Origin of the sequence: Reichenbachiella sp. (assembly GCF_039944555.1) — a bacterium.
GTDB lineage: Bacteria > Bacteroidota > Bacteroidia > Cytophagales > Cyclobacteriaceae > Reichenbachiella.
On the sequence record NZ_JBDUYN010000008.1, the window covers coordinates 482,203 to 494,730 of the forward strand.

The 12,528-nt window shown below is 40.0% G+C and carries 9 protein-coding genes; 3 read left to right on the forward strand and 6 right to left on the reverse strand.

All coding sequences use genetic code 11. The features are described 5' to 3' along the window. Positions 1-4: 4 nt before the first annotated feature. Both ABJD64_RS15715 and gdhA read right to left on the reverse strand, forming a co-directional pair. Positions 5-1,633, reverse strand: a complete 1,629-nt coding sequence (locus tag ABJD64_RS15715) for a S41 family peptidase (protein WP_348183208.1) — start codon at positions 1,631-1,633, stop codon at positions 5-7. Between the two features lie 315 nt (positions 1,634-1,948). After that, positions 1,949-3,304, reverse strand: a complete 1,356-nt coding sequence (gdhA, locus tag ABJD64_RS15720; RefSeq protein WP_348183210.1) for an NADP-specific glutamate dehydrogenase — start codon at positions 3,302-3,304, stop codon at positions 1,949-1,951. A 221-nt stretch (positions 3,305-3,525) separates the two neighbouring features. On the opposite strand from gdhA, the gene ABJD64_RS15725 reads away from it, so the two are divergent. Further along, complete coding sequence (locus ABJD64_RS15725; protein ID WP_348183212.1) at positions 3,526-3,717, forward strand: hypothetical protein; 192 nt, start codon at positions 3,526-3,528, stop codon at positions 3,715-3,717. 133 nt (positions 3,718-3,850) lie between these two features. After that, positions 3,851-4,036, forward strand: coding sequence for a hypothetical protein (locus ABJD64_RS15730; RefSeq protein ID WP_348183214.1), 186 nt, complete (start codon positions 3,851-3,853; stop codon positions 4,034-4,036). Here the strand turns inward: ABJD64_RS15730 and ABJD64_RS15735 are convergent. Then, positions 4,033-5,937, reverse strand: coding sequence for a hypothetical protein (locus tag ABJD64_RS15735; RefSeq protein ID WP_348183216.1), 1,905 nt, complete (start codon positions 5,935-5,937; stop codon positions 4,033-4,035). The two genes, ABJD64_RS15730 and ABJD64_RS15735, sit on opposite strands and share 4 nt — an antisense overlap. 252 nt (positions 5,938-6,189) lie before the next feature. On the opposite strand from ABJD64_RS15735, the gene ABJD64_RS15740 reads away from it, so the two are divergent. Next, positions 6,190-6,864, forward strand: coding sequence for a hypothetical protein (locus ABJD64_RS15740; protein ID WP_348183218.1), 675 nt, complete (start codon positions 6,190-6,192; stop codon positions 6,862-6,864). A 46-nt stretch (positions 6,865-6,910) separates the two neighbouring features. On the opposite strand, the gene ABJD64_RS15745 is transcribed toward ABJD64_RS15740, so the two are convergent. The 3 genes from ABJD64_RS15745 to ABJD64_RS15755 all read right to left on the reverse strand — a co-directional run bounded on the left by ABJD64_RS15745 (position 6,911) and on the right by ABJD64_RS15755 (position 12,479). Beyond that, complete coding sequence (locus ABJD64_RS15745) at positions 6,911-9,724, reverse strand: TonB-dependent receptor (protein ID WP_348183220.1); 2,814 nt, start codon at positions 9,722-9,724, stop codon at positions 6,911-6,913. Positions 9,725-9,962: 238 nt separating this feature from the next. Beyond that, the gene (locus ABJD64_RS15750) at positions 9,963-11,258 is read right to left on the reverse strand and encodes a hypothetical protein (protein ID WP_348183221.1); all 1,296 of its coding nucleotides are present in this window, start codon (positions 11,256-11,258) and stop codon (positions 9,963-9,965) included. Positions 11,259-11,483: 225 nt separating this feature from the next. After that, a complete protein-coding gene (locus ABJD64_RS15755) occupies positions 11,484-12,479 on the reverse strand; it encodes a MoxR family ATPase (protein WP_348183223.1) in 996 nt (331 codons plus the stop codon). Between the last annotated feature and the right edge of the window lie 49 nt (positions 12,480-12,528).

Here is a 12,528-nt window from a genome sequence, read left to right on the forward strand (position 1 = left end):
TTTTTTAGTTACTTCTTGTAACTATTGCCTCTGCTTGATCAAAAAGTTGGATGGCCTGCATATAGATTTCATTCGATTGGTTGTAGATAGGATAAAAGCCGTCGTTGTTCCAAATTCCTCTAGCTATCTGGGCTTTAAGGTAGAGTTTAATCAAGTCTTTAGAATGATTGAACTGCGCTTTGTTAAATGGCAACCCACTTTCTTTGGCTACAGCTATTAGCTCTTTGAGCATTTTATCGTTCACTTCAAAATCAGCAAAGTACGTCTCAAAACCATTGCCTTCCAGCTTATCTCTATTAGAGTCAGAATAAGTTAATGAGTACTCCCTGATGGCGTTAGTGGTGAAAAGGCGATTGAGGTAAACCGAATTGCCAGTAGTGTCCACCGGAATGAAATAATCTGGCATGATTCCACCTCCTCCATATACGGTTCTACCTTTAGCTGTTGCGTATTTTAAAGAATCATTTTGGTGAATACTGTCAGCATTGTACATTTCTCCAGAGTTGTAGCGATTATAAATATCGCTGTAATAGTCCTCTTTTCCGCCTTCATAAGAGCGCTGAATGGATCTGCCACTCGGAGTGTAATATCTTGATATAGTCAATCTTAGTTCTGAACCATCAGAAAGATCAATTGGCATTTGTACAAGGCCTTTGCCAAAGGACCTTCTTCCAACCACCAAACCTCGATCATTGTCTTGAATGGCGCCAGATACAATTTCTGAAGCAGAGGCACTGCCTTCATCAATTAATACGATCAGAGGTCGATCTTCGAATATACCGGTTCTTCCCGCTTTGTGTTCTTGATTGTATCTGAATTCTTTTCCCTTGGTAAATACGATCATCGGGTCCCCAGGAAGAAATTCATCAGCCATCTGAATGGCCATATTCATATACCCTCCGGGATTGCCCGTTAAGTCAAGTACCAGCTTTTGGAGCCCTTGACCATCCAATTTGGCCAATGCCTGTTTGAACTCTTCAAAAGTGGTAGCTGTAAATCTGTTGACCTTAATATATCCGATTTCATTATCAATCATGTAGGAGGCATCTACAGAAAATTGAGGGATTTTGTCCCTTACTATATCGAAATCCAGAAGATCCACACTGCTTTTTCTAAGAATAGAAACAGTAACATGGGTACCTTTAGGCCCTCGCAATCTGTCCAAAACTCCCCGAGTCTTGATCCCTATTCCTGCGACGTTCTCTTCATTCACTTTGATAATTTTATCACCCGTGAGGAGTCCTACGCGTTCTGACGGGCCACCACTAAGTGGCGAAACTACATAAATGGTGTCTCTGAAAATGTTGTACTCAATACCAATACCATCAAAATTCCCTTCAAGTTGAGAGCGGCTATACTCCTGCTCCTCTACCGGTATATATGCCGTATGCGGATCAAGCTCTTCAAGCATATCAGTAATGGCCTTTTCTACCAGATCTTCAGTCTTTACCTCATCGACATAGTTCCGGTCAACATAGTTGAGTATTTCCCGAAATTTAATAAGTGACTGAGCCAAGTCGGAACCACTTTTTGTGGAACTGGTCATATTTGCTCCGATGAATATGCCTGCCGCAATGGCGATGGATAGAAAAAGTGGTAGCCTGATTTGTGCTTTGGTATTTTGAATTTTCATAGACCTTAAAATAAACGTAGTATTCCTTTTACGAGGAACGTATCATTAAGATACTCAAAATGGGTCATTATTCACAAAACAGAATCCGGGGAAATGAGTATGGGTATACAAAAAAAGACTGGCCTACCAGGTATCCCAGTCTTTTTCGTGATCGCTTACTTTTTCATTTGGCAGTACAAATGGACAAATAGCCGCACCAACAAATAAAACAGCAATTAAAATTATCATAGACATATCGAACGCTATTTAAAATTGAGAGTCAAAGATAAATGGTTCTTCCCATACAACAAACAGGATCAATATTATTGTCCAAAATTATACGTGACCCTGAGCCAGCATTGCGTCAGCGACCTTTACGTAACCTGCGATATTCGCCCCTTTCACATAGTCCACAAAGTTTTCATCTATTCGCCCGTACTTTTCACAGTTTTCGTGAATGGACTTCATGATTTCTTTGAGCTTTGTGTCTACCTCCTCGCGTGTCCAATTGATTCTAATGCTATTCTGTGTCATTTCCAAACCAGATGTAGCCACACCTCCGGCATTCGACGCTTTACCCGGACTGAACATTATTTTATGCGCTTTGATCAAGGATAAGGCACCTTCTGTAGTTGGCATATTTGCTCCTTCAAACACACCTATGCAACCATTGTCAATCAAGGTCTGCATGTCATGGTCGGGTAGTTCATTCTGAGTGGCAGATGGAAAGGCCAAATCCACTTTAGCGTTCCAAGGCGTCAGGTCCTTGTGAAATGATGCGCTCTTATATTTCTCAACGTACTCTTTGATACGGCCTCTCTTTTTATTTTTCAATTCCTTAATAAAGGCCAATTTATCCTCATCGATACCTTCAGGGTCATAAACATACCCCTGAGAGTCTGATACAGTTACGGCCTTTGCTCCAAGGTGCAACAGCTTCTCAATCGTGTATTGCGCAACGTTGCCACTTCCGGAAACTGCACAAATCTTATCTTTCATAGAATGACCGTGAGCCTTCAGTACTTCATCTGCAAAATAAACGGTGCCGTATCCGGTCGCTTCAGTCCGGATCAGACTTCCACCATATTCAAGTCCCTTGCCAGTAAGTACTCCTGCAAACTCATTTCTCAGCCTTTTATACTGGCCAAGCATAAATCCAATCTCTCTTCCCCCAACGCCGATATCTCCAGCCGGTACGTCGGTGAATCCACCAATATGTTTTGACAATTCTGTCATAAAGCTTTGGCAAAAACGCATGACTTCTGCATCCGATTTGCCTTTGGGATCAAAGTCACTACCTCCTTTTCCTCCTCCCAATGGCAGAGTGGTCAGACTATTTTTGAATACCTGTTCGAATGCCAAAAACTTAAGAATGCTCAGATTCACGGTTGGATGAAACCTAAGTCCACCCTTGTATGGACCAATCGCAGAGTTCATTTGCACTCTAAAACCCCTATTTATTCTATTAATTCCTTGATCATCCACCCATGGCACACGAAAAATAATGGCACGCTCTGGCTCACACATTCGTTCGAATATATTAGCCTCTTTGTATTTTGGATGCTCTTCGTTGAATGGTATAATCACTTCAGCAACCTCTCTCACTGCCTGGATAAATTCATTTTCTCCAGGATTTCGTGCTTCTATGCTCTGCATAAAGGCATCTATATGCTTCGTCATGTTCTCTGACATGGGTATTATTCTTTTGGGTTAAAAATCAAGGCCAATATTAGCTAATTCCCGAGTATATTTTGACCATCCACTTTGATATTTTATCGGCCTACTAAAATTCTAATAGACCAATATCGGCTGTATGCTATGGTAATCATTTATTAAAATAATGATAATCTGTATAAATCGACTGTTGACCTGTGAATTCGTTCCTTTGATTAAACACCAAAAAACAGAAAAATATGAACACGCACCCAACAACACCAGACCTGCTGAATTCCTGGCGATCGCTGAACAAGGAAGATCAGGTAGACTTGATCATATACATTAAAAATAGATACTCTATTCCTAATAAGTCAAACAAAGAATATCGAATGACTGCTTTGCAACAGATCAAATCAGCTTTGAACTCCTACGTCCATGTAGACGTTTAAGTAAATAGGAGCCTGAAGAGTTCGCATCTCACCTAATTTTCATTTTAGGTAAAAGCCGTATTTACTTCGACAAAAATTGGCTCTACATTTGATTTAAGTATTTCTATAATATAGGTCACTAAATATTACAGCAATGGATCAATTAGCAACAGTCTTAGAAATCATGCAGAGCGTGAAGTCTTTGGACACAGATCAGAAAAACAATGTAATGGACTACGTGAAGCAAATGTCTTCACTTAATGAACAAAATAAAGAATCTTATAGAAAGAGGGCTATAAGTGAGATTCGTTCTGCTCTAAAAAAGCAATCTACATTTTAGTCTTCTGATAATACGATTATCTCATCTTGGACGGTAAGGTTGATCATTTCCGATTTTTTCGGATTTACAACTACTCCATAGGCCTCATTAGGATCCTTGCTCTTGGCAAGAATACGGTAACCTAACGCCACTTCATTTTTGCGAGCGGCGGACTCCAAAACTGTATAAAAATTAACTGGTTGACCTATAGACACATATTCAGTGGCAGGTTTGATGTAAATCTCAGATCCGTCAGCATCAAAAAGATCTTCGAAAACTCTCATCAAAAACTTATTTTCTGATACCTGAGTCATAAGCAGACTTAGGAGTTTATCACTTACTATAAAGTCATCTGCGCTCGTGATATCAGCCAATAATCTATTTTTCATATCGATCATCTCACTGACCAGATTCAGATGTTTCTCTGTACGCTCTGCAATGCTTCTTATATGTAGCAATGTGATTAGTGTTTGAGCATCCGCTTCTTGGACAGGAAAGTGTTGTTCGTAACAGAGTAGAATAATATAGTCGTAACTCGGAATATCCAGTTTTTCGAGCGTCTCTCTGTCTGTAGTTTCAGCACGTTTAAATTCAACTGTTAGATTCTTCAACGACGGTTTTATTCGTTGAATGACTGTCACCGGATCTTCAAACTTAGACACCACCTTTACGGTAGAACCAAAGGGGGCATAATGATCCAATTCTCGGATGATATTCTTTGCACGGTCATTCCATCCAATGATAAGAATTTGCTCCTCATGGGTCTCCTCTTCATTTCGTACAGTCAACCTGGATTCTTCTATCTCATAGTTCGCGAGGCCCGATGGTACTAATGTATCGTCGTCTTCAGTAATTCCAATCACCTGGTCTCCTGGGTTGAAAACGGTATCCATTGGAGGGTTTATGGCCACCGTGCCATCGGCAAACTGAAGGCCCATGATAGCCGAATCTTCATAGGCGAATATAATATCGCGGAAAGTCTTACCTACTAATGTCGGTTCTTCTATAAAGTAGATCTCATCTCCATCATAATCCATCAGCTCTATGTAGACCACACTCAGGCCGGACTGACGGCTGGTTTGCACCATGATTCTTGAAATAAAATCATCGGACAAGATTAGTTCCACTTCATCCTGACCAACCATCTTGGCCACCTCGTAGTTTTTACTATCCTGAATCTCAGCCGTAATGTGATAAGGCTCCTCTCGTCTATTGGGATTAGTCACTATGGCTACAATAGTCTTGATAATTTGAGAATCTGAATTCTCATTATCCTTATCAAGGACAATAATAGACTTAGAATTGAATGGATTGGCAATGTATATGTCATCTATATCAATAGGGCTACCCGTCCTGCAGATCACTCTTGTATTGGCGGTACTTCCTACCTTCAATCGAATTTCGTCTTCCATCTCAACCTTATCCTTTTCAGCAAGGATTACAATTACACCTTCTTTAAGGTTCTCATTGGCTTCTACCAGCTCTGAGATGATCGTAAATATTTTGGAAGACCAGCCGAGAATGAGCGTATGATTTCTTTCAATTACAAATGATCTACCCTTTCTTAGGTCTTCTAGTTTGGTCAGGATACCATTGGATACCAAACCAATAAGTGTAGAGAGCACAACTACACCAACTAAGGTAACAGCCAATAAATACACTCGTAAAGGCCATCCACCGGTGGTATTTCCCAAGGTTCCAGGGTCTAGCATATGAATCATGTTCTGCCACAAGGACTCAGGATATCCTATACTCTCGCCTACTTCAACTTCAAAACCTGTAGAAACCAATATTATGGCCAGAATAATTACAAGAATTAGGGACAAAAGACCCAGTCCCCCGATAAGAGTCATTGTACCCTTCGATACATAATTATCAAACTGGTATTTGGCCTTAGCAATTAGAGAAGAGCTATTATTCATTTATTCAGGTAGTAACTAAATATAAATCTTATTAATGGAATAGCGGCCGAAAACTATTAATCTCTGTAAGATAAAATTTTTCGGCGTATCTGGGCAAAAATAATCCAATAATGGAAAAACAACGGTTTAATGTGGATTATATATCTTATTCTTGGCAGTCATTTCCATACTTGGTGAAATATTGATTGGTACAAATGTTTTTATCTTCGTGGCAAAGTCGAAAATATCAATAGTCCAATCGCAATTTGCAAAATGAAAGGCCTTCTCCACTGTTGTCTTGTTTTAGTCATAATTATATGGCTCCCTGCTAAATCTAGTGCTCAGCGCTATTCCCTGAAAATAAGTTCTGCCAATTTTAATCTTGGGGGTGAAAGTTTTCAAGGCTATTCTACTCTGTTCGATCAATCTTATAAGGAGGTAAAAAAAGAATGGTGGCGCTATGTCAATTCACGGACCATTATTTTTAACAAAAAGACGCACCTCGAACTCACGGTCCCAGCTCAAAAGAGAAATTCGAATACTCCTCTTAAATTTGTCTCCCAACTTAAAGAAAATAAAGAAAGTAAGTCATCAACACTTCGTGTAGCACTTGCGACTGACGGAATCCCAGATAATCAGATTGATGAACTTAAGTCAAAGGTTCGGCATTTGATATTGGATTTTAAGGTCGGGTATTTCACAAGATTGATCCAAAATAAAATAGAAGTGCAAGAAACTACTTCTCAAAAGATCAGTATTGAAATGGACAAATACTTGCTTAGCAACAGTAAGTTGCAGCAGTGGATTGATAAAAAACCAGAGGATAAAGACAAGTTTATTGAAAAGTTGGCCACTAACACCCGCAAAATTGAAAAGTTACAAAACCAACTAAATCATGAACAAGCTCAGCTCGTGAAACTAAAAAAAGAACTCACGCTCATAAAATGAAAAAGGCAGCCGTCTGGCTGCCTTTATTCTCTTGATTAATCTTACCTTAAAAAGTGTAAGCATATTTTAATGAGAAGGTTCTGCCAGGTTTAAAAGTAGAATAGGTGGCCTCAGTACCATTATTTTGGTAAACAAACTTCTTCTCTGCAGCTAAAATGTTATTCACTCCAAAAGTTACTCTGGAGGACCCGTTTGGTCCAAAGTCTCTGTAGGCATTAAAGTTTAAACTATTGAATGGTTTCACAATAACATCCGGTGTAGCTCCGATACCCACAATTGAAATATTCTCGCCCTGAACATTGTATGCCAAACTTATATTTGTTCTACCCTCTTGATCGGCGTAGTTAACAAAGGCATTGATCAAGTAAGGTGCCTGACCGGCCATGGCCCGATCTGTGTCTATGGTTTCCCCATTTCTTGCATTGTTAACACGTGAGTCGTACTCGGTAGTACCCAGATTGTCATTTACGATAACTGTCCTGGTGTCCACCTTTGACTTTGCAAAAGACAGATTCGTACCTGCAGAAAATCCGTTAATAAGCTTTTTCCTAAGCTCCAGCTCGACGCCGAATACGGAACTTGAACCTAAGTTTCTAGGTGTAACATTCGATCGCTCTACATCATAGGTTACCATTTCGATGTGACCGTCAAAAGATTTGTAGAAACCAGAGATAGAAAACATATCACCAGCTCCAAAAAAGTTCTCTACTCTCAAATCATAGTTGTTGATATTGGTCTGTTCCAAATCCAAATTACCGTTGAAGAAAATTCCACTGATAGGATCTAAAATTTGTGCAATGGATTTTTCTTTAAAAGATGGACGGGCAAGGGTTCTGCCGTAAGCAGTTCTAATGTTCATATTTTCAGAAACACTATAAACCAGATTTAAAGAAGGTAGAACATTGATTTCGTTTAGTGTATGCTCATCATTATATTCAATCCCGCGAGCCACATCATGGCCTGTATAGTACATGTCTGCCTTTTCTACTCTCACACCATAGATGGCTCTCAATTTTTCTGTCACTTTCATATCAGACATGGCATATGCAGCAATTACACTTGATTTAGCCTCATAGTTATTAGCCGCTTCATATCCACCTGAAACATATGTTCCATCAGGATTTGTGGCCGACCAAATATTATCATCTTGTAAGAACCAGTTAGGATCATTTTCCACATTGTTTTCGCTCCCCCTTCTGATGAAGTAACTGTGAAGGTCAAAGACCCTGCTCTTGTAGAGCACTTCAAATCCTCCTTTTAGCTTATTTTTTTCAGAAAGATCGTAGGTCAAATCAGCCTTGATGTTTTCATTCCATTCGTTGAGATCTCTATAAAACCTCCTGATACCACCTCCATCTCCTGATGAAATCGAATATCTCACATGTCCTTCTCCACCTATTGAAGTAGGCACGATAGCGATGTTTGTCACTCTAAAGTCCGGATCATAGGTTCTTGCAAACGTAAGCGCATTACTCCACTTTACACTTAACTTATCAAAACTGTGTTTACCGCCAATCATGATATTGGAAACTGATCGCTGCGTATAAGTAAGGATATCATCGTTCAAATCCTGACTGGTCTGTTCTACATCTCGAGTTAGTCTTTTAGAGGCCTGAGAAATACCATTCTGAGTTCTCAAAAAGCTAGCAAATAACTCGTGATTGTCAAATTTGATTGCACCATTCAAAAGTGCACTCCACATAACATTATTAGTCCCTAATTGTCCCTGCCGAGTCTTTTGTGTAAATAGCCTATTTTCATCTTTGTCTGGGTCTTTAGTATAAATACCAAAGGCTGCATCCTGATAGTACTCTATATTGTTTTGGTAATTAAAGATTGCACCATAACCGATATCATATTTGCCCTTATTGACTTGATTGCCATGACTAATAGCAAACTTTGTATTCATAAAGCTGGTCTTATTTTTTGCTGCCATTTGCCCATTGAAACTCTTAGTCAAATTCTCCAATTCCGGATCCCTAAGCGAAACGTCCGGGATTTCAGTCTGTGGATCGAAAGGTAACTTTCTTGTACCGTCATCGAAGCCTAAGAAGTCAGTGTTTCCTCCATCGTAAGTCACAAAGTCACTTTTGAAGTGCATATCAGGGTTATACCCTACTCCAAGTGTAATTTTTGTGGTTTTTTCTTCTGGAAAACCTTTGGTCTCCACATTAACTACTCCTCCGGTAAAATCACCCGCCAAGTCAGGGGTAAAAGTTTTAAACACCATTACATTTTCAAGAATCGACGTAGGAAAAATATCTATTTGCACATCGTTTCTATCGGGGTCTAAACCAGGTAAGCTCATGCCATTTAAAGTAGTTTTGGTGTATCGATCCCCAAGACCTCTTACATAAACATACTTACCCTCTTGTACGGCCACTCCAGTCACTCTTTTCATGGCACCAGCTAAGTTACCATCTCCTATTTTCTTGAAAGACTGTGCAGAAATACCATCCATGGTGTTGGCAGACTTTTTCTGAACAGCCAGTAAAGCCACTTCGTTGTCTCTGATGGTCTTTGCCGTAACTACTACTTCTGCCAATTCAGTGGTTGAAGCTCCTAAAGTGACGTCAAGTAAAGTAACCTCACCCTCTTTGATTTCGATATCGCTTACTACCTTGGTTTGGTAGGAAAAAAAACGATATTCGATGGTATGAACACCAACTGGGAGTGTTAGTGAATAACCTCCACTGAAATCAGCCGGGACTCCATTACTTGTTCCTTGCTGAGAAATGGTAGCTCCCAATAGTCCTTCACCTGTTTCACCGTCAATTACAATTCCTCTTAGGAATCCTTCTTGAGCTTGTACAGCGCTAAATGCGCTAATCAATATTGTAATAATTAATATCTTTTTCATCTTCTGAAATAATAAATTCTGGTGCAAAAATAGATGCCCAGTATTCCTTTATGATGGTGGTAGTTTTAAGAAATGTTTAAAAAAACAAGCTATTAAAAGTCTTTGGTAACACTGACATAACATACCTGGTAGACCTTTGGCATCTCATATATTTGAATGCCTTTTATACGATGCAAATGGTAATAACAAAAAAGGCCCCGACGTTTCCGCCAGAGCCCTTATATTCAGAAAATGAATCTTAAATATCTTCTCTTAATGAACTAAGCGTCCAGGTGCTCCAAGCACTAGCATCTGCTGCTCCGGTAGCGGTAGCAGAAGTTACTGCAGCTTCAGCAGCCGATTGATCGTTCGCAGAAACTGTGCAGCCTACCGGCTCGGCAACGTCTTCGTTCTCGACGGACTTGGTATACACCTTTACTGCATCAAACTGTGTTGTTGCGAAAGTTAGGGTTGCAGGGTTACCAGTCAGATGAGTAAATGCATCCGTTTTAGCGATGGTGCAGGCATCTGTATAACTAGCTCTGAATTTAAGAGTAGCAGAAGAGTAACCGCTAAACAGTACATTAGTTATCGTACCCTGAGCCTTAGACTTGAAGTCCGCAGCACTAGACTCACTGACAGTTTCGCTTGCAACAGCTCCAACATACTTTACTGTTCCATTTTTGATAACAAAGACACCTTCAGCATTTTCGGATCCTTCCGGGCCATCAATTTCCAATCCTTCGTCAGAATCTTCATCTTGCAAGAGCATGAAGTTATCCACTGTACCAGAGTAAGCTTGGTCCACATCTATTGCGTCATCTCCCTGATAGGCAACCAATACATTAGATACATTCACAGATCCTCCGAAGAACTCAACACCATCATCAACATTGGCAAAAACTTCGACATGACTGATGGTGGTTCCAGATCCTACACCACCAAGAGTTAGCCCATTTATTTCTTTCCCTTCTGCGGCATCAATTACAGCTCCACCATATCTGATTGAAACATAACGAATGGTACCTGAATTATCAGTTGCATCAGTTCCACCATACAATCCCAATGTTTCAGTAGCAGGCACTCCTTCAATCTGGGCTTCAGTAGCTCCATCTACTGAGATCGGTGCCTTTCCAAGGACTACAAGACCACCCCATTTACCTTTGTCTCCGGGAGCTCCCAAAGTAGTACCCTGAAGCTGACCAATAGCAATATCATCTAATGCAGTAGTCATAATGATCGGCTTGTCTGCAGTTCCCTGAGCATCAATTTTTCCGCCTCTTGCAATCATAAGTACAGATGCGTTGGTTCCTTCTCCCTGAGCTCCTTTAATAATAGTTCCCGGCTCAATTGTAAGGGTAATTCCGTCTGAAACGATTACTCTACCTGTAATTGTCCAGATTTCATCAGCAGTAAGGGTCATATTCTCCTCAATGACTCCGCTCAAATCTGTATTTACTGTTGGGTCTGGGTCAGGAGTTGGGTCATCATCATCACATGATATCAATAATCCCATGGTAGTAAACACAAATAGTAGTGCTAATAACTTTTTCATTTTTTTGCTTTTAAATATTCTGATATTCGTTTTTTTCAAAATTTGATATTGCAAAACTGTAAAAGTCATATTACCAAGGCAGCAAGCGGTAGTTACCTTTCTGTTAAAAGAATACGGTAATGTGTTATTTGTATTTTATCAATGTTAAGGAAATGTGAAGGCCGTAAACTAAAAAGAGCAACCACATTGCTGAGGTTGCTCTTTTTGAGATTTTTATCTTAGGGACTACTTCGCCATACTGATATTTACCTTATTTAAAATTGTGTTGATAATGTCATGAGTTGTGATGCCATCAGCTTCAGCCTCATAGTTGAGAATAATTCGATGGTTGAGAACATCCGGAGCTACTTCTTTGATATCTTCCGGGAGCACAAAATCACGACCTTCCAAAAAGGCTATGGCTTTTGCTGCCAGATTCAGATTGATCGATGCTCTTGGGGATGCTCCAAATTGGATGTAGTGTGCTTCTTCTTTCATTCCGTATGCCTCAGGATCCCTTGTAGCGAAAACCAACTCAATGATATATTTCTCAAGCGATTCCGAAAGATTTACACTATTGATTTCGCTGCGAATCGCGAAAATATCTTCTTTCGTAAGAATCGTATCTACCTTGCTATCGAACGTCATGTTTGACATGCGCCGCATGATTTCTAATTCGTCCTCTTTAGATGGGTAGCTCACATGTACCTTCATCATAAATCTATCCACCTGTGCTTCCGGCAAGGGATAGGTTCCTTCCTGATCGACAGGGTTTTGAGTGGCTAAAACCAGAAATGGCCGATCCAATTGGAATGTTGTTTCACCAATGGTCACTTGCCTCTCTTGCATGGATTCAAGCAATGCTGATTGCACCTTAGCCGGAGATCGGTTGACTTCATCAGCCAAAATTAAATTGGCAAATATGGGTCCTTTTTTCACCTCGAAATTAGAAGCTTTCTGATTGTATATCATAGTACCCAACAAATCCGCAGGTAGCAAGTCCGGGGTGAACTGTATTCTCTTAAAATCCAGATGCAACACATTTGCCAACGTATTTACTGTTAAGGTCTTTGCCAGCCCCGGTACTCCCTCCAAAAGAATATGACCTTGAGTGAAAAGACCTACCATCAACCGATTGATCATGTACTCCTGCCCGACTACCACCTTATTTACTTCAGTATATATCTGCTTAATTTTTTCCTGATGCTCCTTTTTGCTGTCTATGCTTGCTGTTGCTTCCATTTTCGATAATAGTTCTATGCTAATCGAACAAAACTAATCCAAGTTGGGT